19 protein-coding genes and 1 tRNA gene are annotated in these 22,913 nt (G+C 48.9%); 2 read left to right on the top strand and 18 right to left on the bottom strand.

Going from position 1 to position 22,913, the window contains the following annotated elements; genetic code table 11:
* Positions 1-105 precede the first annotated feature (105 nt).
* From rplA to B2118_RS00165, 15 genes are all read right to left on the bottom strand, one after another.
* Positions 106-780 (bottom strand): 50S ribosomal protein L1, encoded by a 675-nt coding sequence (rplA, locus tag B2118_RS00235; RefSeq protein ID WP_428052272.1) that lies wholly within the window; start codon positions 778-780, stop codon positions 106-108.
* Positions 781-833: 53 nt separating this feature from the next.
* On the bottom strand, positions 834-1,268 hold the full coding sequence (gene rplK / locus B2118_RS00230; protein ID WP_087289383.1) for a 50S ribosomal protein L11: 435 nt from the start codon (positions 1,266-1,268) through the stop codon (positions 834-836).
* Positions 1,269-1,312: 44 nt separating this feature from the next.
* On the bottom strand, positions 1,313-1,843 hold the full coding sequence (gene nusG / locus B2118_RS00225) for a transcription termination/antitermination protein NusG (RefSeq protein ID WP_177746425.1): 531 nt from the start codon (positions 1,841-1,843) through the stop codon (positions 1,313-1,315).
* Positions 1,843-2,031, bottom strand: a complete 189-nt coding sequence (gene secE, locus B2118_RS00220; RefSeq protein ID WP_177746423.1) for a preprotein translocase subunit SecE — start codon at positions 2,029-2,031, stop codon at positions 1,843-1,845. The genes nusG and secE overlap by 1 nt, the downstream gene beginning before the upstream one ends.
* Positions 2,032-2,058: 27 nt before the next feature.
* Positions 2,059-2,133 (bottom strand) — tRNA-Trp (locus B2118_RS00215).
* Positions 2,134-2,143: 10 nt separating this feature from the next.
* A complete protein-coding gene (gene rpmG, locus B2118_RS00210; protein ID WP_177746420.1) occupies positions 2,144-2,302 on the bottom strand; it encodes a 50S ribosomal protein L33 in 159 nt (52 codons plus the stop codon).
* A 105-nt stretch (positions 2,303-2,407) separates the two neighbouring features.
* On the bottom strand, positions 2,408-3,598 hold the full coding sequence (tuf, locus tag B2118_RS00205; RefSeq protein ID WP_428052270.1) for an elongation factor Tu: 1,191 nt from the start codon (positions 3,596-3,598) through the stop codon (positions 2,408-2,410).
* Between the two features lie 70 nt (positions 3,599-3,668).
* Entirely contained in the window at positions 3,669-5,771 is a 2,103-nt protein-coding gene (fusA, locus tag B2118_RS00200) for an elongation factor G (RefSeq protein ID WP_428052268.1), read from the bottom strand.
* Positions 5,772-5,785: 14 nt separating this feature from the next.
* A complete protein-coding gene (rpsG, locus tag B2118_RS00195; RefSeq protein ID WP_177745965.1) occupies positions 5,786-6,265 on the bottom strand; it encodes a 30S ribosomal protein S7 in 480 nt (159 codons plus the stop codon).
* A gap of 23 nt (positions 6,266-6,288) precedes the next feature.
* Positions 6,289-6,669: a 30S ribosomal protein S12 gene (gene rpsL, locus B2118_RS00190; protein WP_176778129.1), complete on the bottom strand. Its 381-nt coding sequence runs from the start codon at positions 6,667-6,669 to the stop codon at positions 6,289-6,291.
* Positions 6,670-6,671: 2 nt separating this feature from the next.
* Positions 6,672-10,847: a DNA-directed RNA polymerase subunit beta' gene (gene rpoC / locus B2118_RS00185; RefSeq protein WP_428052266.1), complete on the bottom strand. Its 4,176-nt coding sequence runs from the start codon at positions 10,845-10,847 to the stop codon at positions 6,672-6,674.
* A gap of 16 nt (positions 10,848-10,863) precedes the next feature.
* Positions 10,864-14,721, bottom strand: a complete 3,858-nt coding sequence (rpoB, locus tag B2118_RS00180; RefSeq protein ID WP_428052264.1) for a DNA-directed RNA polymerase subunit beta — start codon at positions 14,719-14,721, stop codon at positions 10,864-10,866.
* A gap of 142 nt (positions 14,722-14,863) precedes the next feature.
* Positions 14,864-15,247 (bottom strand): 50S ribosomal protein L7/L12, encoded by a 384-nt coding sequence (gene rplL / locus B2118_RS00175; RefSeq protein ID WP_428052262.1) that lies wholly within the window; start codon positions 15,245-15,247, stop codon positions 14,864-14,866.
* 332 nt (positions 15,248-15,579) lie between these two features.
* Positions 15,580-16,107, bottom strand: coding sequence for a 50S ribosomal protein L10 (rplJ, locus tag B2118_RS00170; protein WP_177745971.1), 528 nt, complete (start codon positions 16,105-16,107; stop codon positions 15,580-15,582).
* A gap of 265 nt (positions 16,108-16,372) precedes the next feature.
* Positions 16,373-18,307: a hypothetical protein gene (locus tag B2118_RS00165; protein WP_428052261.1), complete on the bottom strand. Its 1,935-nt coding sequence runs from the start codon at positions 18,305-18,307 to the stop codon at positions 16,373-16,375.
* 113 nt (positions 18,308-18,420) lie between these two features.
* On the opposite strand from B2118_RS00165, the gene B2118_RS00160 reads away from it, so the two are divergent.
* The gene (locus B2118_RS00160) at positions 18,421-19,185 is read left to right on the top strand and encodes a fused DSP-PTPase phosphatase/NAD kinase-like protein (protein WP_428052259.1); all 765 of its coding nucleotides are present in this window, start codon (positions 18,421-18,423) and stop codon (positions 19,183-19,185) included.
* On the top strand, positions 19,172-19,744 hold the full coding sequence (locus B2118_RS00155; RefSeq protein ID WP_428052257.1) for a YdeI/OmpD-associated family protein: 573 nt from the start codon (positions 19,172-19,174) through the stop codon (positions 19,742-19,744). The genes B2118_RS00160 and B2118_RS00155 overlap by 14 nt, the downstream gene beginning before the upstream one ends.
* Here B2118_RS00155 and B2118_RS00150 read toward each other — a convergent pair.
* The 3 genes from B2118_RS00150 to B2118_RS00140 form a co-directional block, all read right to left on the bottom strand.
* A complete protein-coding gene (locus B2118_RS00150; RefSeq protein WP_428052255.1) occupies positions 19,741-20,364 on the bottom strand; it encodes a LysE family translocator in 624 nt (207 codons plus the stop codon). The genes B2118_RS00155 and B2118_RS00150 overlap by 4 nt on opposite strands.
* Positions 20,365-20,381: 17 nt before the next feature.
* On the bottom strand, positions 20,382-21,425 hold the full coding sequence (locus B2118_RS00145) for an acyltransferase family protein (protein ID WP_428052253.1): 1,044 nt from the start codon (positions 21,423-21,425) through the stop codon (positions 20,382-20,384).
* 65 nt (positions 21,426-21,490) lie between these two features.
* The gene (locus B2118_RS00140) at positions 21,491-22,108 is read right to left on the bottom strand and encodes a GNAT family N-acetyltransferase (RefSeq protein WP_428052251.1); all 618 of its coding nucleotides are present in this window, start codon (positions 22,106-22,108) and stop codon (positions 21,491-21,493) included.
* Positions 22,109-22,913: the final 805 nt, after the last annotated feature.

Below are 22,913 nucleotides of genomic sequence, written 5' to 3'. Positions count from 1 at the left end.
GGCTTTTTTATATTATAAAAAGATAATAGCAAATTGTCCGCCAAATAGGGCACAAAAAACCCCGCAACCGAAAAAGTTGCGGGGTTTTCGTGTGCAAAAGAGAACTTATTTGTAACTGACAAATACGCCGGGTCCCATAGTAGAACTGAGCGATACGCTCTGCACATACACACCTTTGGAGGTGCTGGGTTTCACGCGGAGGATGGTATCCATTACCGCTTTGGCGTTTTCGGCCAGTTTGGCGGCGTCAAAAGACGCTTTGCCAATGATGGCGTGCACAATACCGTACGCATCGGCCTTGAACTCAATGCGGCCCGCTTTCAACGCTTTGATGGTGTTAGCCAAGTCAAAGGTTACGGTGCCACTCTTCGGGTTCGGCATAAGACCGCGCGGACCCAAGATTTTGGCGGCTTTGGCCAAGTCTCTCATCGTGTCCGGGGTGGCAACGAGTACGTCAAAGTCAATTTTGCCTTTGAGCACTTCGTCCACAATGTCTTCACAACCGACTCTGTCGGCGCCGGCCTGTTGGGCTTCTTGCGCGTGTTCGCCTTTGGCGATAACGGCAATGCGTTTGGTCTTGCCCGTACCGTGCGGCAAGGCGACGGTGGTGCGGACCTGCTGGTCGGCTTTTTTGGTATCAATACCAAGTTTCACGTGGATTTCAACGGTTTCGTCAAATTTGGCTTTGGCGTTATCTTTTACGATTTGAGCGCCTTCCGCCATCGTGTAAACTTTGGACTTGTCGTACGTCTTTTGTGCGGCTTCCAATCTTTTTCCCATCTTAAATACTCCTTAGGTTTTAACGGGCGTTTTCGCCCTCCCTCAGTTTAAATTTATTTTACTACGTCCACACCCATACTGCGGCAGGTGCCTTTTACCATTTCGGCGGCCTGTTTAATGTCTTTCGTGTTCAAATCGGGCAGTTTCTGCGCGGCGATTTTTTCGCACTGGGCTTGGGTAATCTTGCCGACTTTATCTTTGTGGGGAGCGCCGGAACCTTTGGCGAGGCCCAATTCTTTGATAATCAGCACAGCCATAGGCGGCATCTTGGTGATGAAGGTGAAGGAGCGGTCTTCATAAACGGTGATGATGACCGGGATCTTAATACCTTTTTCCATTTTAGCCGTCTTGGCGTTGAATTGTTTGCAAAATTCCATAATGTTCACGCCGTGCTGGCCCAAAGCCGGACCCACGGGCGGAGCCGGGTTAGCGGCGCCAGCAGGAATCTGCAATTTGATGTAACCTTTAATTTTTTTCTCTTTTGCCATTTTGTTGTTACTCCGTATTTTTTACTGCTTTACTGCGGTAAAATCTAGTTCTTTTCTACTTGCAAGAAGTCCACTTCCACCGGGGTTTTGCGGTCAAAGACCGTAACCATAACTTTAAGTTTGTTCTTCTGCTCGTTGACTTCTTCCACTTCACCGATGAAATGCTTGAACGGGCCTTCCGTAATGCGAACGCTTTCGCCGCGTTCAAATTCCACCACGTGTTTGGGTTTGCCGGAGGGGTTGTCCGTCAGTTCTACGATACCGGCAATTTCTTCTTCCGGCAGCGGAACGGGGTTCGGATCACCCAAGAAACCGGTTACGCCCGTAATATTCTTAATAAACCAATATGCTTCGCTGGTCATTAACATCTGTACCAGCACATAACCAGGGAAAAATTTCCGTTTGCGTAAAATTTTCTTGTTTTGTTTGACTTCAACAACTTCTTCGGTGGGAACCAGGACCTGAAAAACGCGGTCCCCAAAGCCCTGGATGTCAATATTAAGCAGGATTTTTTCTCTTACTTTGTCCTCGTGCCCCGTTTGGGTGTGCACGACGTACCACGCTTTTTCTTCCATTAGCGACCCCCGACTACTGCGCCCAACACTTTGGTCAGGCCAAAGTCAATGACGCCGACATACGCAGACACCAACGCCACTACAATCATAACGAGGATAGTGGATTGGACCACTTCCTGTCTGGAAAGCCAGGTGGATTTTCTCAATTCGCCAACAGATTGTTTGAGAAAATTGATTGCTTTATTCATAAATATCCGTTTCCTTGATATAAAACCTGGCAGGAGCGGAAGGACTCGAACCTTCAGTCCCGGTTTTGGAGACCGGTGGTTTACCAGTTAACCGACGCTCCCACAAAAAATCTTAGGCTTTGCCTTCTTTATGCTTGGTGCTCTTTCCGCATTTTTTGCAGAACTTGTTGACTTCCAACTTGTATTCTTTCTTTTTGCCGCGCACTTGGTAATAGTTTTTGTTTTTGCATTCGGTGCAAACCAGCGCGATCGTAATTCTTTCGTTAGCCATCTTATTATCCTTAAAAGAGAGAACAAATCTCTAAAAATATTGCTGTTCACACTATCTGCGGGGGCATAGTTAAATGCCCCCGCCACAGTGAACTAAACAATTTTACTACTCAATAATTTTGGTTACAACGCCAGCGCCTACCGTATGGCCGCCTTCGCGGATTGCAAAGCGCAAGCCTTCTTCCATTGCCACAGGCGTAATCAATTTCACTTCAATTTCGGCGTTATCACCGGGCATAATCATATCTTGTTTGAAGGACAATTCACCCGTTACGTCCGTCGTTCTCAAATAGAACTGCGGTTTATAACCAGGAGTCAACGGAGTATGGCGTCCGCCTTCTTCCTTCTTCAAAATATACACTTGCCCCATAAAGTGTTTGTGCGGATGTACCGTTTTGGGAGCAGCCAATACCTGGCCTCTTTCCACTTGGTTCTTGTCAATACCGCGCAACAAAATACCTACGTTGTCGCCAGCGATACCTTCGTCCAAGAGTTTGCGGAACATTTCAATACCGGTCGCTACCGTGTTCAACGTGTCGCGGAAACCGATGATTTCCAACGGATCACCCACGTGTACCTTACCGCGTTCAATTCTACCGGTCGCTACCGTACCGCGGCCAGTGATGGAAAATACGTCTTCCACAGCCATCAAGAACGGTTTATCCGTATCGCGTTTCGGTTCAGGAATCCAGCTATCCAAAGCGTCCATCAAGCGGTGGATAGAGGGTTCACCCAATTCGCTCTGGTCGCCTTCAATGGCTTTCAAAGCAGAACCACGGATGATCGGCGTGTTATCGCGGTCAAATTCATATTTGCCCAGTAAGTCGCGGATTTCTTCTTCTACCAAATCCAACATTTCCGGGTCATCTACCAAATCTACTTTGTTCAAGAACACAACCAATTTCGGTACGTTTACCTGTTTGGCCAACAATACGTGTTCGCGGGTCTGCGGCATCGGGCCGTCAACAGCGGATACCACCAAGATAGCGCCGTCCATCTGCGCCGCACCCGTGATCATATTCTTAATATAGTCAGCGTGGCCGGGGCAGTCAATGTGAGCGTAGTGTCTCTTGTCCGTTTCGTATTCTACGTGAGAGACCGCTACCGTTACGATCTTGGAAGCGTCGCGCACTACACCGCCCTTCGCAATATCGCTGTAAGCCATCGCTTTGGCTTTGCCTTCTTTGGACAATACTTTCGTGATTGCCGTCGTGAGCGTCGTCTTACCGTGGTCCACGTGCCCAATCGTACCCACGTTCACGTGCGGTTTGCTGCGGGAAAATTTTTCCTTTGCCATTGTTTACACTCCTTATGTGAAAGATGCAACCCCTGCGCCCAGAAAGTCTAGGCACAGGGGAAAATGGTTATTAAGCGGCCACTTTTTCCGCGGTGCGTTTTTCAATAATCGCTTTTGCGACGTTAGCCGGCACCTCGGCATAGTGGCTCGGTTCCATAGTGAACGAAGCGCGGCCCTGGGACAGGGAGCGTACGTTCGTGGCGTAACCGAACATTTCGGCGAGCGGTACTTCGGCGCGTACATAGCGTACGTTGCCTCTGACACCCATTTCGCCAATCTGACCGCGGCGGGAACTCAAATCGCCGATAATATCACCCAAGTTGGCTTCCGGAGCCACAACTTCTACCTTCATAATAGGTTCCAGAATAATCGGGTTGGCTTTCTTCGCGCCGTCCTTCAAGGCCATAGAAGCGGCAATCTTAAAGGCCATTTCGGAGGAGTCCACTTCGTGGAACGAACCGTCAAACACGGCCACTTTAATGTCCACCAAGGGGTAACCGGCGATCGCACCAGAGTCCAGCGCTTCGCGGCAGCCTTTTTCAATAGCCGGGATGTATTCTTTCGGAATACGGCCCTGGGTAATTTCGTTGACAAATTCAAAGCCTTTGCCTTTTTCCTGCGGTTCCAAGCGGAGGAATACGTGCCCGTATTGACCGCGACCACCGGACTGGCGTACGAACTTGGTTTCCTGTTCAACGGTTTTGGTAATGGTTTCGCGATACGCTACTTGCGGCGCGCCAACATTGGCTTGCACGTTAAATTCGCGTTTCATACGGTCCACAATAATATCCAAGTGGAGTTCGCCCATACCGGAAATAACGGTCTGGCCCGTTTCTTCGTCGGTGCGGACGCGGAACGTCTGGTCTTCTTCGGCCAAGCGCGCCAAGGCGTTGGACATCTTTTCTTCGTCGGCTTTGGATTTCGGTTCCACGGCAATGGAAATTACCGGTTCGGGGAACGTAATGCTTTCCAACACAATCGGGTGTTCGGGGGAGCAAATCGTTTGACCCACGCGGGAGTTTTTAATAGCCACGGTGGCGGCAATTTCGCCGGCGCCAAGTTCTTTTACTTCCTCGCGTTTATCAGCCATCATACGCATCATACGGCCGATACGTTCCGTAGCGTTTTTGCCCGGGAACAAGACCGTATCACCGGCCTTCAAGGTACCGGAATAAATGCGGAAGAAACTGAGTTTACCCACAAAGGGATCCGTCTGAACTTTAAAAATAAGACCGCAGAAGGGTTCGTTGTTGGAGGCTTTGCGGTGTACTTCTTCGCCCGTATCGGGGTTGATTCCTTTTACCGGCGGAACGTCCACAGGAGAGGGTAGATAATCGTTCACGCAGTCCAAAAGCGGCTGTACGCCTTTGTTTTTATAGGAAGAACCGCAGATAACCGGGAAGAATTTACCCGTAAGCGTACCTTTGCGGATGGCTTTTTTGATTTCTTCAACCGTAAAGTCCGTTTCGCCGTTTAAGTAGCGTTCCATAATTTCTTCATCAAAATCGGCGAGTTTTTCAATCATTTCCGTATGGGCTTTTTTGGCGGCATCTACGAGGTCAGCCGGAATTTCCACTTCGTTAAAAGTGGCTCCGTTGTGGTCGCCGTCCCAAATGACACCTTTCATCTTTACCAAGTCCACGATGCCGACGAATTTATCTTCGGCGCCGATAGGCAACTGAATCGGGCAGGCGTTACCGCCCAATTTTTCCTTAATGGAGTTGGCAGAGCGGATAAAGTCCGCGCCGATGCGGTCCATTTTGTTAATATAAGCAATACGGGGAACGTGGTATTTATCGGCCTGGCGCCATACCGTTTCAGACTGGGGTTCTACACCCTGTACACCGTCAAAGCAGCAGACGGCGCCGTCCAACACACGCAAGGAGCGTTCCACCTCGGCCGTGAAGTCCACGTGGCCGGGGGTGTCAATGATGTTGAGTTGGCAGTCTTTCCACACGCAGTAAATAGCGGCGGAGGTAATGGTGATGCCTCTTTCTCTTTCCTGTTCCATCCAGTCGGTTACGGAAGCACCATCGTGCGTTTCGCCGATTTTGTGCACTTTACCCGTATAGTACAGGATGCGTTCGGAAGTGGTCGTCTTACCCGCGTCAATGTGGGCAATAATACCAATGTTTCTGATTTTATCAATCGGATAGGTTTTGAATTCAGCCATAACTTAATTCCAAATTACCATTTAAAGTGAGCGAAAGCGCGGTTGGCTTCGGCCATTTTATGCACGTCTTCGCGTTTTTTGAAAGCGGTGCCTTCTTTTTTGGCGCCCAACATAATTTCTTCGGCCAATTTTTCAGCCATCGGGCGGCCTTTGCGGCTCTGCGCGGCGCCGATGAGCCATCTCATAGCCAAGGAGGTGCTGCGCAAGGGTTTTACTTCGGTCGGTACCTGATAGTTGGCACCACCCACGCGGCGGGCTTTCACTTCCACGAGCGGGCGGACGTTTTCAATGCATTTATTGAAGACATCAAGCGCGTTTTCTTTGGTTTTTTCGGCAATGATAGCCATCGCATCGTCCAACAAGCGTTCGGCGGTGGAGGTTTTGCCTGCAAAATTCAATTTGTTAATGAACCGGGACACGAGCACGGAATTATATTTATAATCCGGCGCGGGCTGCGGTCTTCTGTCTCTGGGTCTTAAACCTTTTCTCGGCATATTCTTTATTCAACTCCTAAAAATTATTTACCGGCTTTGGGTCTCTTTACGCCGTAAAGAGAGCGGCCTTGTTTTCTGTTTTCCACGCCGGAAGCGTCCAGCGCGCCGCGGATGATGTGATAGCGCACACCCGGCAAGTCTTTCACACGGCCACCGCGCACGAGCACGATGGAGTGTTCTTGGAGGTTATGTCCCACACCGGGAATATAAGCGGTTACTTCCACTTTGGAAGTAAGTTTTACACGGGCCACCTTTCTCAAAGCAGAGTTCGGTTTTTTAGGGGTCGTGGTATAAACACGGGTGCAAACGCCTCTTCTCTGGGGGCAGGCTTGCAACGCCGGGGATTTCGTTCTGTGAATTTCTTTCGCCCGTCCGTATTTCACTAATTGATTTACTGTCGGCATTATTACTTCTCTCCTGTTTCTTTGCGTTTTTGTTCAAACTCTTGGGCAATTTGTCTGGCGGAAATACCTGTACCCGCCGGGATCAAATGGCCTACAATTACGTTTTCTTTCAGGCCTTGCAATTCGTCCACCTGGCCCGTAATAGCCGCGTCCGTAAGGACTTTCGTCGTCTCTTGGAACGAGGCCGCGGAAATAAACGATTCGGAAGCGAGGGACGCTTTGCTGATACCAAGCAAAATGGTTTCAGCGTCGGCTAAGCGTTTGCCTTCGGCCTTCATCTTGGCGTTTTCTCTAAGCCAACTTGCGCGGCTTAAAATTTCGCCTTTGAGGAAGTGGGTGTCGCCCGCATCCAGAATTTTCACGTTCCCCAACATCTGACGGACAATAACCTCAATATGTCTGTCGTTAATTGTAACGCCCTGCAAGCGGTACACTTCTTGGATGGCGTTTAACAGGAACTCTTGCGCTTCTTTTTCGCCCTTCACGCGCAGCACGTCGTGAGGGTCAATGGCGCCGTCGGTAAGGGCTTCGCCCACGCCAACGTGATCGCCTTCATATACTACGAGGTGTTTGCCTTGCGGGATGCTGTACTGCTTGACCTGGTTGGTCTCTTCGTTCCGCACGACAACCTCAATCAAACCTTTGGGAGATGTTTCCAGGCTTACGATACCCTCAAACTCGGAAATAATTGCCGGGTTGCGGGGGCGTCTGGCTTCAAACAACTCCGCGATTCTGGGCAAACCGCCGGTGATATCTTTGGTACCGCCCGCTTCGCGCCCGATTTTGGCAAGCACGTCGCCGGGTTCCACTTCTTCACCGTTTTCCACCATCAGGATTGTATCAATAGGCAGCGGCAAGTTTACTTTCTTGTCTTTGCCTTCAATGCTGATGCGCGGGTTCTTTTTGCCCATACGGCTCGCGGTAATTTTGCGTTCAATTACGCCGGTTACTTTGTTGCGTTCTTCCTGCAAAGTAATACCTTCAATTACGTCGGTCAACTTTACAGTACCGTTCGCTTCGGCCAGCACCGGGATAGAGTGCGGGTCCCATTCCGCGAGCAAAGAACCTTTCTTCACGGTCGCTTTATCCGTGGTGTACACGGAAGCACCGTACTGAATCTTGTATTCTTTTATTGTACCATTTCCGGCCTCAACAAAGATAGAGCCGTTTCTGGAAATACAAATTTTATTATCGTAACGGTTCGTAATAACCTTCATATCTTTAAAGGTTACTTTACCGTCAATTTCGGCAACCGCCTGGCTGCGGGACAATACGCGCGACGCCGTACCACCGATGTGGAACGTACGCAACGTCAACTGCGTACCAGGTTCGCCGATGGACTGGGCGGCAATAATACCCACCGAGTCGCCGGGGTTGCTCTTGGCAGAAGTGGCCAACTGCAAGCCGTAGCATTTGGAGCATACGCCAAACGGGGCTTCGCAGGTCAGCACGGAGCGGATGCGTACAGATTCCACGCCATATTTTTTGACCAATTTGCTCTGTTCCAAGGTAATCAAATCGCCTTCTTTGATGATGGTCTTTTCTTCTTCGGTGCCGTCGGCGCGTTTTACCTTCACCACGACATCTTCCAAACTGGTGCGGCCCAAAATACGTTCTTCAATGGGTTCCACCATTTCTTCACCGCTCATCAAGGATTTAACCACAATCCCGTTATGGGTGCCGCAGTCTTCTTCCGTTACCACTACATTGTGGGCAACGTCCACCAAGCGGCGGGTTAAATAACCGGCGTCGGCCGTTTTCAAAGCCGTATCGGACAAACCTTTACGACCACCGTGCGTGGAAATAAAGTATTCCAATACGGACAAGCCTTCGCGGAAGTTGGCGGTAATCGGGTTTTCAATAATTTCGCCCTGACCACCGGTCAGTTTCTTCTGCGGTTTAGCCATCAAACCGCGCATACCGGCCAACTGGCGGACCTGCTGGCGGGAACCGCGGGCGCCGGAATCAGCCATCAAATAGACGGCGTTAAAGCGCTGGCCGCTGTGTTCCTTATTGGTCGGATCGTATTTGCCTTCTTCAAATTTCTTCATTTCTTTGAAGAGTTCGTTGGCTACATCGTCCGTAACGCGGGTCCAGATATCAATAACTTTGTTATAGCGTTCGCCTTCCGTGATGATACCGGCTTCGGCCTGGGCCTGAATTTCTTTGACCTTTTTCTTGGCTTCGTCAATGTATTTCTGCTTGGCGGACGGAATCGTCATATCCGCAATGGAGATGGACAAGCCGGACAAGGTGGCGTAGTGATAACCCATCTTCATAATCTTATCCAAGAGTTGTACGGCTTCGTAGCGGCCATACTTTTTGCTCTTGTAGCATTCATCAACCAAGGCGGCCAATTCTTTTTTGCCGACCGTTTTGTTAATGTATTCCCAACCTTTCGGCATAGCCTGGTTGAAAATAATGCGGCCCACGGAAGTATAATCTTTCCATTTGGAGGCGTCTTTTTCGTCTTTGCCGTCCAAACCGGGTTCCGGGATAGCGTTAATACCGCGCACTTTGATTTTGGCGTGGTAAGAAAGTTTGCCGTATTCCAAAGCAACCAAGGCATCTTCTTTGCTGCCGAAGATAGAACCTTCGCCGATGTCGCCGTCTTTAATCTTGGTCAAGAAACTTACGCCCAAGACCATATCGTGGGACGGAGCGGCAATCGGTTTACCGGACGCCGGGGACAAAATGTTGTTAGAAGCCAACATCAAGGTTCTGGCTTCCATTTGCGCTTCCAAAGAAAGCGGCACGTGTACGGCCATCTGGTCACCGTCAAAGTCAGCGTTGAAGGCGGCGCAGGTAAGCGGGTGCAACTGGATGGCTTTACCTTCAATCAATACCGGTTCAAACGCCTGAATACCCAAGCGGTGCAAGGTAGGAGCACGGTTTAACATCACCGGGTGGCTCTTGGTTACCTTTTCCAAAATATCCCAAATTTCGGGGCGGACTCTTTCCAACATCTTTTTGGCGGATTTCAGCGTTACGCCTTCTTTTTTCATCAATTCGCCGATGATAAAGGGTTTGAAGAGTTCCAACGCCATCAATTTCGGCAAGCCGCACTGGTGGATCTTCAAGTTCGGGCCGACGACAATTACGGAGCGGCCGGAATAGTCCACACGTTTACCGAGCAAGTTTTGGCGGAAGCGGCCGTGTTTACCTTTAATGCTGTCGGACAGAGATTTAAGAGGTCTGCCGCCGGGGCCGATAAACACTTTACCGCGGGCGCCGTTTTCAATTAACGCGTCCACCGCTTCCTGCAAGAGGCGCTTTTCGTTGTAAATCATTACTTCCGGCGCGCGCAGGGATTCAATGTGTTTCAAGCGGTTGTTGCGGTTGATAATACGGCGATACAAATCGTTCAAGTCGGAAGCCGCAAAACGGCCGCCGTCAAGCGGAACGAGCGGGCGCAAATCCGGCGGGATGACGGGCAGGACGCTCAAAATCATCCACTCGGGGCGGTTGCCGCTTTCCTTAAACTCTTCCATCGTTTTAATGCGGCGGATGAGTTTGGTGCGTTCCATTTCGCTCTGCGTGTTCTTTAATTGTTCGTGCAGAGCGGGAATTTCTTTATCAAAATCAATGCCTTCCAGCAAGGTTTTAATAGCCGGGGCGCCGATATCCACTTTCAAGCGGGAACCGTGTTTTTTGCGGGCTTCGCGCACCTGTACGTCGGAAAGCAAGGTGCCTTTTTTGAAGTCCACACGGCCCGTTACGCTGTCAATGCAGTCTTCAATAACCACATACGCGGCGTAATAAACCACACGTTCCAAATCGCTCGTGCGCATATCCAGCATAATACCGATGCGGGAGGGGTTCTTTCTCAAAAACCAGACGTGCGCCACCGGTACGGCCAATTCAATATGGCCCATACGTTCGCGGCGGACTTTGCTTTCGGTAATTTCCACACCGCAGCGGTCGCACTTAATCCCTTTAAATTTTACCCAGCGGTACTTACCGCAGGCGCATTCGTAGTCCTTGGTGGGGCCGAAAATGCGTTCGCAGAACAGACCGTCGCGCTCCGGTTTCAAGGTGCGGTAGTTAATGGTTTCGGGTTTTTTGACTTCGCCGAAAGACCAAGCCAAAATCTGTTCCGGACTGGCGATACCGAGTTTAATGGCATCAAAGTCAAAGAAGTTCAGTTCGTTTAATTTTTTAACTTTTTTCGTTTGCATTGTTCAAATCCCCGGCTTATTTAGCGGCTCCTTCTTCTTGTGCAGGAGCGGCAGGGGCCTCTTCCTTTTTATCGGAAGAGGCGTCCGGCGTTTCGCCGTTTTCAACGTTTTTAAGAAGTTCTACACTTAACCCTAACGCTTGGAGTTCTTTAATTAATACCTTAAAGGATTCCGGCACGCCGGGCTGGGTGGGCGCTTCGCCTTTGACAATGGATTCATACATCTTCGTGCGGCCGACAAAGTCGTCGGATTTCACGGTTAAGAATTCTTGCAAGGTGTAAGTGGCGCCATAACCTTCCATAGCCCACACTTCCATTTCACCGAAGCGCTGACCGCCGAACTGGGCTTTACCGCCCAAGGGCTGACGCGTGATCAAACTGTACGGCCCGGTGGAGCGGGAGTGAACCTTGTCTTCCACCAAGTGGATCAGTTTCATCATATACATATAACCAATGGTTACTTTTTCTTCAAAAGGTTCGCCGGTTCTGCCGTCGTAAAGCGTAATGCGGCAGTAATCGTCCGGCAGGTATTTGGCAGCATATTCTTCGCGCGCCTTGCCGGTAAGACCTTTATCGTCCAAAATCTTTTCTTTGGCTTTGCGTACTTCGTTCACCACGTCCGCTTCGCTCGGACCGTCAAAGACCGGGGTGGCAGCGTTGTAGTGCAGGTAGTGCGCGGCCCAGCCGAGCATCGTTTCCAGCAACTGACCGACGTTCATACGGGAAGGAATACCCAACGGGGAAAGCACAATGTCAAGCGGGGTGCCATCCGGCAAGAACGGCATATCTTCTTCCGGCAAGATACGCGCCACCACACCTTTGTTACCGTGGCGGCCGGACATTTTATCACCCACGTGGAGTTTGCGTTTGGAAGCGATATACACTTTAACGGATTTGTTCACCGTAACGGCGAGTTCGTCACCTTGTTTGGAGAACTCAATTTCGCGTTCGTAGTGTTCCACCGCTTTCTTTTCCATTAACTTGTACAGCGCGTTAATGCGGGCTTCTTCCTCTTTCAGAGCGGCTTCCTTCTTAATGGTTTCTTTGGCATTGGCCAAAGCGCGTTTGCGTTGTTCCTTTAAGAGGGTCAGCGTCGCGTCTTTTTCGTTTTCCAACGCGGTCAAGCGGGCTTTTTCTTCGGCTTTCGTCAGTTTTTCTTTGCGGACGAAAACGCGGGTGCCCAAAATTTTGCCGCTGGTGCCGGGCGGTACGCGCAAGGAGGCGTCCACCACGTCATCGGCTTTTTTACCGAAGATTACTTTGAGCAAGCGTTCTTCGGGGGTTAATTGCTGTTCGCCTTTCGGGGTTACTTTACCGACCAAAATATCGCCGGGTTCCACCACCGTGGCGGGTAATACGATACCGTCATTGTCCAAGTGGGACAAGGCTTCCGCACCAATGTTCGGGATATCGCGGGTGATTTCTTCCGCGCCCAATTTGGTGTTACGGGCATCCACCGTAAATTCGTGCAAGTGGATAGAGGTAAATACATCGTCCTTTACCAAGCGGGAAGATACCAAGATGGCGTCTTCGTAGTTATACCCTTCCCAGCACATAAAGCCTACGAGCATATTGCGACCCAAAGCGAGGTAGCCGTTGTCCATAGACGGACCGTCGGCGATTACCTGGCGGGCTTTCACATTATCGCCCGATTTGACAATCGGATGCTGGTTAATGCAGGTGTCTTGGTTGGAGCGTTTGTATTTCAAAAGTTCATATACATCACAGGAGCCGTCTTTGGCTTCAATGATGATTTTGGAAGCGTCGGCGAACTGGACGCGGCCGTCGCGGCGGGCCACAACGGCGGTACCGGAGTCGCGGGCGACTTCGTGTTCAATACCGGTACCCACATACGGGGCTTCCGGCATAAGGAGCGGCACACCCTGGCGCTGCATGTTACAACCCATCAAAGCACGGTTTGCATCGTCGTGTTCCAAGAACGGAATAAGCGCGGCGGACACACTGATGACTTGCAGCGGGGAAACATCCATATAGTCCACCTGTTTCGGTTCCACGTACGGATAATCCGCGCGGACACGGCAGGCGACTCTGTCGGTTTCAATTTTGCCGTCTTTGCCCAAGGGCGTATTGGCCTGGGCTACAAATTTATCGTCTTCGGCGTCAGCGGTTAATTCTTCCACCTGGTTAGTTACTTTACCGTTTACAACTTTGCGGTACGGGGTTTCAATCAAACCGTACTTGTTTACACGGGAGTAGCAGGCCAAAGAGGTAATCAAACCGATGTTCGGACCTTCCGGGGTTTCAATCGGGCAGACACGGCCATAGTGCGTATAGTGTACGTCGCGCACTTCAAAGCCGGCGCGCTTTCTGTTCAAACCACCGGGACCCAAAGCGGACAAACGGCGCTTGTGCGTCAATTCGCCCAGCGGGTTAATCTGGTCCATAAACTGGGAAAGTTGGGACGTACCGAAGAATTTGCGGACAATCGCCTGCACGGGCTGTGCGTTTACAAGCGCACGGGGCGTGAAGGAGGTAAGTTCGCGGTTCATACGGTCGCGGGCGGTTTTAGCCATTTGGGAAAGGCCGATGCGGATTTGGTTTTCCAACAATTCACCAATACCGCGCACGCGGCGGTTGCCCAAGTGGTCAATATCGTCAATCTTAAAGGAAAAGTCCGGGCCGTATTCTTTCTGCACGTCTTCGCCAGCGTTCAACGCGAGCAAATATTTAACCGTAACAATAATGTCTTCGGGAGACAAGGTGCGGCGGTTATCTTTCGGCGTGGTGAACTTTTTGAATTTGAATTTGCTAATCAAATCAAACATATTGGCAAACTTTTTGTTGATTTTATAGCGGCCGACAAAACTCAAATCATAGCGGCGGATGTTGTCAAAAATTAAGTTGTTCAGGAAGGTTTCCGCCTGTTCTTTTACGACGAAATCCTGTCCGCGCATCTTTTTGTAGATTTCAGCCTGCGCTTCGGCAGCCGTGCGGATAGAATCCTTGCGGTGCTCCAAGGTGGCCAAAATACCGGGGTCATCCTGGCGGGGTTTACCGCAGATGACTTTAATGGTTTTAACTTTCTTTTCAATTAAGGTTTTGAAAAGTTTATCGTCAATAGGCAAGGCGGCTTTATCGTCCAGGTTCCACAGCACTTCGCCGGTGGCCGGATCGTAAATATCGTCCGCAGCGTAGCGGCCGATGACGCCTTCAATATTGGAAGCCTTGACCTCAATGTCTTCGCATTTATAGAAAGTCTGGATGATTTGTGCGTTGGTTTCCAGGCCGCAAGCGCGAAGGAACGTGGAGGCCAGCACTTTTTTCTTTCTGTCAATGCGGACCCACAGCGCGTTCATAAGGTCAAACGAAAATTCAATCCACGCGCCGCGGTACGGGATAATGCGGGCCACGTACAAGCGTTTACCAAAGGTGGACTGTTTCTTTTCTTCGTCTTCTTCAAAAATAATACCCGGGGAGCGGTGCATCTGGCTGACAACCACGCGTTCAGCGCCGTTGAAGACAAAGCAGCCGGCATCGGTCATTAAGGGCAAATCACAAAGGGTTACGTCCTGGTCGGACGCTTCTTTCATTTTTCCGTTTTTCTGCTTGACGTACAAGCGCATCATAGCCTTTAACGGAGCGGAATAGGTACTGTCGCGCACGGCGGCTTCTGCCGGGGTAGCGTAACGGGGCGAGCCCAGTTCGTACTTCAAAAATTCAAGTCTCATACTCCCATCGGGAGCTTCAATAGGGAAAACGTCTTCAAAAGCGGCTTGCAAGCCTTTCAATTCCCGCTTGGCGGGAGGGACATCTAATTGCAAAAAATCCACGAAGGACTGTTTTTGCATGTCCAGCAAATCGGGTAAGGGAAGTTTGGTGGAAATTTTGCCGAAATTTGTTTGTTTTTCAATCATTTCTTTTCTTCCTGCTATTTGTTAGCGGACGGACGGGGCCGCAACGCACTCGGCTGTCGGTCCGCCGTTATACCCCGTATAGGGTACGTAATCCCACCCCCGCTAAAATGCGAGGGGTGGGATTAATAATTCGTTGGTTGAACTATTTGAGTTCTACGGTGCCGCCGGCTTCGGTGATTTTCTTTTTGAGTTCTTCAGCTTCGGCTTTGGCAACGTTTTCTTTTACGGCTTTCGGGGCGCCTTCAACCAAGTCTTTGGCTTCTTTCAAGCCCAAGCCGGTGATTTCGCGCACTACTTTGATGACGGAGATTTTCTTAGCAGCGTCAACAGCAGTCAACACAACGTTGAATTCGTCTTTTTCTTCAGCGGCGGCAGCGGCAGCAGGAGCGGCAGCGGCAACAGCCACGGCCGGAGCAGCGGCTTTCACGCCGAATTTTTCTTCAATAGCTTTCACGAGTTCGGAGAGTTCCAGAACGGTGAGTTCAGCAATAGCGTTTACTAATTCTTCTTTGGTCAATTTAGCCATTTTATTTTTTCCTTGTTTCTTATAGAGTAGCTGCCTTCTGCCTAAACCGTGTTTAGGCCCGTGCATTTATCCTTTCGGGCTACTACCGCACTTGGCGGGTTTAGATTTTACCTTCTGAGAAAACAACTGGCGTAACGAACGGTTATTCCGCTCGCACCATTTCGTATTTTGGGGCGGATTTCCATTTTTTTGCTCCTTACATAATTTCCACTATGCTGCGTCGCAAAGAAAATGAAAATCACGCCTGCCAAAATCCAAAATCGCTTCCGTAACGCTTCCGCGCCCAAAAGCACCACCCGTTTTCCGCGCGCCAAACATCGGCGCGTACGTTACTATTTGCCTTGTTGTTTGTCTTCCAAGGCTTTGATAACGTAGGCAAAATCCCGTATCGGAGCTTGCAACACTTGCGCAGACTGGGCGACCGCGTTGTACAACGCACCGGCCAACTTGGACAGGTTTTCTTCTTTGGTACCAATGGTAGCCAACTGTTTAACCTGGTCTTCGTTGTACCAGACGCCATCAGAATAGCAAGCGCGAAGCTTCAAAGCCGTAAACTTTTTCTGAAAGTCCACCAACGTTTTGGCGACGGCGGCAATGTCTCCGCCGACCGCAATAGCCGTCGGGCCCTGAAAGAGTTTCTCATCAGCGCCTTCAATGTTGGCTTGGCGGATGGCGTGATCTACGATAGCGTTGCGTTCCACACGGAATTTTGCTCCGGCGGGCGCTAATTGTTTGCGCAGTTCAGCCATATCCACGAACTTCAAGCCTTGGTAGGCCGTGAAGAACAGGGTGCCACTAGCGGTAATTTCAGAAGCTAAGTCTTGCGACTTTTGTTTCTTTTGGTCTTTTGTCAGGTTCATTTTATTGCCTGTTTTAATAACGGAACCAGCCTTATTTTCCGCGCCTAAAAAGCATTTTTTTAGGCAGAGAAAACGACAGCCACAAACTCCCTTCCCTTCGTTTTACCGTCGGAGGAGTTATGGTTCTCGTTAAAAATCGGGTTAATTACTTCTATTATATTTTATCAATAAAAGCCGCCAAATGCAATCCTTTTTGCAAACGTTTTATCCGCGGCTCTTGTAATTATTATACCAAAAATTTAAGGAAATTTCTATATTTCCCCGCTTAGTTTTCCGGGCACCATTTAGTGGCTTTTAGCGGGTTATCCGCCGGGTAAAAGTCCGTTGGCTCGTTAGCACATATTTGGGGTGATCCGGTCCAAATTGTGTCCCTTTCTTGCATTACTTCCTGCCATTTTGCCGGGTTTCCCGTTTTAAAGACTTCGGACCAGTTTTTATTTAAGAAATTTGTGCTCCATAATACATTATGTACATCTTGAAAGGAATCCAAAAATGCCCACACTTTATCCGTTTGATATTCGTTACCATATTCTATATAGGCGTTTCGCATAAAGTCAATCATCCCACTTCCGATTTTTTCCCAATCGGCGTTTTCCACTCCTTTACCAATTAAAGACAGTAAGGCCATTACATAAGTATTCTTCCTTAAATTTTTATCGTCTAGGTCATTACCCATTAATTTGATGACCGATTTTAAATAAGTATCGTATTCGGGGTATTGGGGGTTGCTTTCCCAAGATACAGTGGTTGTGTCGTCCTGGGCGTCTTTAACCGCTATAAAAGTAGAGGCAGTATCCTCCTTCTTAAACTTGCCGGCCTGTTCACGGGATATGGCGCTCAACCCTAATGAGGACAAATCATCCTCCGGCTTCCAAATCAGAAGCAATTGGGAATCCCCCACCAGTGCAGATACTTTAATATCATTGCGGTCTATAACGCTATACCAAGGGTCTTGCCAATATACATAGTCCCCGTCCGGCAGAAAAATCAGCGTAAATACACTAAAAAGTCCTTTGTCTTGCAGATCTTCCACCCAAGCACTTACAGATATAGGGGTATAATATAGATGTTCTTCTATTCCGCTAGCAGTAACAAGCAGCGTTCCGTCTGTCTGGGGAACTCCTTTATGCAGGTTTCCATAGTAAGGAATACACGGCAAGGTAATCGGCGCATAAACGTCCATCTCCTCTTTGCGGCTATACAATTTTTCCCCTTTTTCGTCATAAAAATATACATAGGGCGGGACTACAAAGGGCGGGCGGTTTAACTGGCGGGAACTGGCGTATTGTATATTTTCCTGGCGGCACAGGGTTTTCCAGCCCTTTTTCCCGCCGCGCGCGTGCTGATTAACAAAATCCAGCAAATTAATCATCCCGTCTGCATCCGTACAAGAAAAATAGGCATAGTCCTTTGTCTCCGCTCCATTTTGCATAATGCTGGGCCAATAACCAGATAAACCATATTCCAAACTATATTCTTCATCCTCCGTGATAGGATATTGATCCGCAAAGCCCAGCAGGTGCCCCATTTCGTGAAACAAGGAATCCGTATCCAGCAATGGTACAAAAAGGGCATTAAGCGTTGAATCTGTATAAACAGACGTAACATCTTCATCTATGGCCAATGCCTGCCCTACCGCTTCCCAAGAAACATACCGCCCAGATTGATTTTGTGCTTGTTCTTGCGCCATATTTACATAAGAGGAGGAAAAACTGTCTTGCACTTCCCTGCTGTAATTATCCATACGCTCCCGCACCGCCGGCGAGCAATGCGCGGGGTATATTTCCAGGTATTGGGGCAAATTGGCCACCGCCACTGGGCGGGCCAGTTCCTGCCAAGGGGTCTTTTCAAAATCCGCACAGGACAAATAGGGCCGCATTTCAAACTTCCACGGCGTTTGAAGCGTTTTTACCACATCCTTAAATTCTTTTTCGCGCCGGGCTTCGCTCAGTTCTTGCAAGGTATAGATACGCCAACTGTTAAAGGAGCGCACAAAAATATCGTCCAGTTTTTCCAAGTTCCACGGGCCCCTAATATGCACAAAATAAGGCAAGGTTTCCCCACGCACCAGCCGGCTAATCAAAGGAATTTTGCGCCCCTGTTGGGTACTGTTTGCAAAGTAATCAATAAACCGCCAACTAAACCCCGGCACGGATAATAACACCAACCCAACCAAAGCAAGCATCTTGCGTAATAACATAAATTTCCCCTTTTGATAGTTTTATTATATCAAATAGGGCCTAAAAGGGCCCAGGCCTTTTATAGGTCTTTATGCCCTTGTGCCCGAAGTCTAATAACAGGTATAGTATAGATATGCGGTTTTGGTGTTTATTACTTATTTTTATTTTTTCCTTATGCGGGGCCGCGGACGCACAGGCCCAGCGAAAGGCACTTTTCCCTAAAAAGCCTATCCGGGTGCAAGTACACATCCCCAAAGTAAAAACCCACACTATTCGCCCGCTAAATGTGCAAATGCCCAAGGTGCAGTTGCCCGCGGTGCTTGCCCCCGAATACCGCGCAAACCTGGAACACCAAATAGTAACCCAAGCCCTACAAGCCCAACAACTCCGCGCGGCGAAAACCCTTTCTAACCCCGGCCTGCCAAATGCGTATCAGGTTTCCCCTTGGCTCTACCGTGGCGGCCAGCCCACCCGTCAAGGTTATGAGGAACTTGTCAAACTGGGCGTAAAAACCGTCATCAATTTGCGCGTTACCCCGCAAAATAAACAATTAATAGCGGGACTGCCGCTTACGGTATATCAGGTGCCGATAAATCCCGTTATGCTAAATACAGAGAGCGTGGACGAAGTATTAAAACTGCTTTCCAACCCCGCAAATTACCCTATTTACATCCATTGCCGCTACGGGTCCGACCGCACGGGTACAATGATAGCCCTCTACCGTATGACGGTGGAAGACTGGCCGCGCGAGCACGCCATACAGGAAATGACTTCCCCGCATTTTGGATTTCATAAAATATTTACCAATTTACTGCGCTATGTGAAACAGGTTAAACTGAAAAAGCCGTCTCTTCCGTTCAGTTTCCACCACAAAAAGAAGGAAAATGGACTACAATAACCTATTAACCGCTAAAAATCGGACTGAGTTCCGTGCGTGGCTACTGCAACATAGCGCGCGGGAAAAGGACTGCTGGGTATGCGTAAAACGCGGTCGCCCGACAGACAAAACAACCTTTTGGTATTTAGACGCGGTAGAGGAAGCGCTCTGCTTCGGCTGGATAGACAGCACCGTTAAAAAACTGCCGGACGGGCGCACGGCCCAACGCTTTGCCCCGCGCCGAAAGGGCAGTTTATGGTCCGAACTGAACAAGGAACGCTGCCGGCGGCTTGAAAAGTTAGGATTAATGACGGATGCCGGGCGCGCGGTTCTGCCTGATATGAGCGAGGCGGGCTTTATTATTCTGCCGGAAATTTTGGAAGCGTTGCAGACGGACCCAGTCCTATGGCGTAACTTCCAAAAGTTGCCGCCCCTATACAAACGGGTGCGGATAGACACAATCCAAATAAAAAGAAGCCAGCCCGCGCTTTTTAAAAGCAGGCTGGAAAAGTTCTTACAAAACACGAAGGCGGGCCTGTTGTACGGAGATTGGAACGACAACGGGCGGCTACTAAATTAGCCGAGCAAAATCCACCCGGCAATACCCCAAAAGAGGAGCGCCGTAATCCACGCAAACGGGCGGGACGCGGAATAACGCGCAATATGGAAACGTTTATTAAGCCACCCGCCAAACACACTAATTAGGCCAAAAACTACCAAACTGACGAGGGCGAAACCGAGCCCCAACTCCACCAACTGCCAGCCAATGTGTTGACTTCCGGCAGGAACAAAGCCCGGCAAAAAAGACAGAAAGAATATAATCACCTTGGGGTTTAACAAATTCATAATAATCCCGCGGCGGTAAAATTTACCAAAGACAAAGGGGGCCTGGGAGTTTGCTATTGGGGCTCCGACCGCCGCTGGGGCGGGAGCGGCACGCAAAGCACTAATTCCCAAAAACACCAAATAGAGTGCGCCCAAAATTTTAATCACTTTAAATAGTACAGGCGAGGCGGCCACCAACGCCGCTACCCCCAGCGCCACCGCGGCCGTATGTACAAAAAGCCCGCTAAAAAGGCCCAAACTAACGGCAATCGCCGGGCGGAAACCGCGCGTAACGCTCTGCGCCAATACAAACAAAATGTCCGGCCCCGGTAACAAGGCCAGACAAAACGAAACAAACAAAAACTCAATACTCATATTGATATTTTAACATTTCACGCTAATCGTTGCATTGTATCCCACAAATAAGGACCGACCCGACGAACCAACCACCATACAAATAAAGAAGTGAGAAAACTTAACCCCCAATAGAGTGCCCACTTGGTAGTGGCAGGGAAAAAAGGAAATTTAGTATTTATACCCAAAGCCCAATAGTAATGATTTAAATATAAGGTTATGCTCCACTCTCCTAAAAAATTAGCCAAAGAGAGATTGGATAACTTAGACTTAATTGTATTGGCCCGCAAAACACTCAGTAAAATGCCACACCCCAAGATACCCCAAATCCACAACCCCGGACAATTTGTAAACATTGCACTCAACGCAATAAAATACAACAAAAAACGCACATTGGCCCATTTTTTCAAAAACATCAGCGGACAATATTCATATATTTCCCCTAATGCCGCACCAAAACTTAACCCTGCCCACGCCAACAAAAGGCCTTGGCGAAGTGTTCCAAACCAAATACTCCCCGGCTCTTTAAACGCATTAGGAAACCCTACCAAGATAATTCCCCAACTGATAAAGGTAGAAATAACAAAAATTCCGAAAATAGACCTTTTGGCGCAAAATTTTGCCACTGGGTATAAGAGCAGTTGGCCGGCAAACAATGCGCCTAAAAACCACGCAACCCCGGTAATCCACCAACCACTCGGCCAAGAGGCAAACATTTGAAGCAAAAATACTTCCGGCCAAATGTGGGATATTTTCCACAACAACGGGCCTACCACCAACCGCATAGCACTCCAAGCCGTTAGTCCTACCGCAATAGAAACAATAAAATAAGGGAAAATATGCTTAAAACGGGATAGGATAAAAGTAAAAGTGGATTTCTCTTTTACAAACGGTACAGAAGAATGCAGACTTTTGGCGGCATCTTGCTGCATAAAAAAGCCACTCAATATAAAAAAGAAGCCCACGGCGTACTGTCCATTCATTGAATACGCGGAAAATACATCAGCGTGGTGTAAAACTATCAGCAAACAACAAATAAATCTTATAATCTCTAACTCAGATATGCGTTTTTTTATTTTCATATATGGGAAAAAGGAAAGGGATATGCTATTACTGGCCCCGCTCGTTTATAGTGCGGGGCCTGATATTAAAACAACTGACCGGGCAATTTTAGTTTCTCTTTGGGCGGAAAGTTTTTATCAAAGATTTCGGCCTTATCCGGGTCAACTAAATACACAGCGGGGGGAGCATATTCCCCTGTAACGCCTTGCAGATATCCCGGGCGCAATTCCTTACACAAAAAGAAGGAATCGTCCGCCCCCGCAGGCAAGCCGTGGTAGCGAAAACCGAACTTCCGGGCAAAAGTAAACCCGCTCTTGCCGTAAAAGCCGATATTTCCTTCCAAACATACTGCGCCATAGCCCAAGGTTTTGGCTTTGTCTAGCGAGTAATCCAGCAATTTTTGGCCATAGCCTTTGCCTTGGTAAGCAGGGGTAATGCAAATAGGCCCCATTGCCAGTATCGGGATATTTGTCCCGTCATCGGCTTTAATATTCGCGCGGACGAATACATTTTGCCCGATAATCTGCCCGTTCAGCTCCAAAACAAAGTTCAACTCGGGCACAAAGGCAGGGTCTGTACGCAAGCAGTGCAAAACATAATGCTCCAAGCACCCCGGACGATAGACGTTCCAAAAGGTCTCTCTTACTAAATTTTCTACGGTACGTTGTTCCTCTTTCTTTTCTAAACGAATTAAATAATTCATAAATTCCTCCTGATAATTTTTTGCGCAATACCAAGAGGTTGTGCAACATAAGGTAACACTAACCTCCCGGTTAGGCTACCCTTTCCAGCATATTTAAATGTTTCAAACAAACGCTCCTTATTTTGTATTGTTATTTCCAATATTATAGCAAATCGCCCCTAGCAGCCTGCTGGGGCTCTGTGCCCCAATTTCATAAAGTCCGCTGTCATCATCCCGTAATACAGTAGGGCCTGTATGTGTTTTTTCTAGGAGAGCACTGTAAACACGCATTAGTCGTACTTAGTTTTGTTTCAGGCTCTTGTTCCTTTGCGGGCCTTTCGGGCTTCTTGGGCGAGCCGGGCGCGGATTTTGAGGGCTTGGCTTCCACCTCTTTATACACTTGCGAGATATGTTTCCCGTCAAACTTGCCACCCATACCCGCTTTGGTTTCGCCCGTTTCGCCATCAATTTTTACGTGCCGCCCAGTGTTATTTTCGCCGTTAGGCTTTACCAATCCATTTGTCAGCGTCAAAGAAAGATACAACCTTGGCCGCCGCGTCTTTAATCTTGGAAATATGCTTGATATTCTCCCAGTTTTGCAGTTTTTAGAGTGAGTTAAATTTGTTGTGCGAGGGCTGTGGGATCTTTCTTTGTCTTTGTGATGTATGGATAGTTTTGTTTGGGAGTAGCGCCCCAAATGCCCCCCCCTTAATTTAATAGTTAATTTCTTTAACGGTGGGTGGTAAATTATTTATGTAAAAGTCATAAAGTCCATTATTTAAGGTTGGCGCAGTCTTATGGGGCAAGGTTTTCTGGGGGAAGTTTT

Origin of the sequence: Candidatus Avelusimicrobium stercoris (assembly GCF_002437085.1) — a bacterium.
In the GTDB taxonomy this organism is placed as follows: Bacteria; Elusimicrobiota; Elusimicrobia; order Elusimicrobiales; family Elusimicrobiaceae; genus Avelusimicrobium; species Avelusimicrobium stercoris.
The sequence above is the reverse complement of the archived record's forward strand: the minus strand, read 5'-3'. Positions and strand labels throughout refer to the sequence as shown.

Coding starts and splice junctions, on each gene's coding strand:
- secE (WP_177746423.1), bottom strand. CDS start 2,031: ATGAATAAAGCAATCAATTTTCTCAAACAATCTGTTGGCGAATTGAGA.
- rplJ (WP_177745971.1), bottom strand. CDS start 16,107: ATGAACCTGACAAAAGACCAAAAGAAACAAAAGTCGCAAGACTTAGCT.
- B2118_RS00145 (WP_428052253.1), bottom strand. CDS start 21,425: ATGAAAATAAAAAAACGCATATCTGAGTTAGAGATTATAAGATTTATT.
- fusA (WP_428052268.1), bottom strand. CDS start 5,771: ATGGCTGAATTCAAAACCTATCCGATTGATAAAATCAGAAACATTGGT.
- rplK (WP_087289383.1), bottom strand. CDS start 1,268: ATGGCAAAAGAGAAAAAAATTAAAGGTTACATCAAATTGCAGATTCCT.
- rpoB (WP_428052264.1), bottom strand. CDS start 14,721: ATGATTGAAAAACAAACAAATTTCGGCAAAATTTCCACCAAACTTCCC.
- B2118_RS00150 (WP_428052255.1), bottom strand. CDS start 20,364: ATGAGTATTGAGTTTTTGTTTGTTTCGTTTTGTCTGGCCTTGTTACCG.
- B2118_RS00160 (WP_428052259.1), top strand. CDS start 18,421: ATGCGGTTTTGGTGTTTATTACTTATTTTTATTTTTTCCTTATGCGGG.
- B2118_RS00155 (WP_428052257.1), top strand. CDS start 19,172: ATGGACTACAATAACCTATTAACCGCTAAAAATCGGACTGAGTTCCGT.
- B2118_RS00165 (WP_428052261.1), bottom strand. CDS start 18,307: ATGTTATTACGCAAGATGCTTGCTTTGGTTGGGTTGGTGTTATTATCC.
- rpsG (WP_177745965.1), bottom strand. CDS start 6,265: ATGCCGAGAAAAGGTTTAAGACCCAGAGACAGAAGACCGCAGCCCGCG.
- B2118_RS00140 (WP_428052251.1), bottom strand. CDS start 22,108: ATGAATTATTTAATTCGTTTAGAAAAGAAAGAGGAACAACGTACCGTA.
- tuf (WP_428052270.1), bottom strand. CDS start 3,598: ATGGCAAAGGAAAAATTTTCCCGCAGCAAACCGCACGTGAACGTGGGT.
- rplL (WP_428052262.1), bottom strand. CDS start 15,247: ATGGCTAAATTGACCAAAGAAGAATTAGTAAACGCTATTGCTGAACTC.
- rpoC (WP_428052266.1), bottom strand. CDS start 10,847: ATGCAAACGAAAAAAGTTAAAAAATTAAACGAACTGAACTTCTTTGAC.
- rpmG (WP_177746420.1), bottom strand. CDS start 2,302: ATGGCTAACGAAAGAATTACGATCGCGCTGGTTTGCACCGAATGCAAA.
- nusG (WP_177746425.1), bottom strand. CDS start 1,843: ATGGAAGAAAAAGCGTGGTACGTCGTGCACACCCAAACGGGGCACGAG.
- rpsL (WP_176778129.1), bottom strand. CDS start 6,669: ATGCCGACAGTAAATCAATTAGTGAAATACGGACGGGCGAAAGAAATT.
- rplA (WP_428052272.1), bottom strand. CDS start 780: ATGGGAAAAAGATTGGAAGCCGCACAAAAGACGTACGACAAGTCCAAA.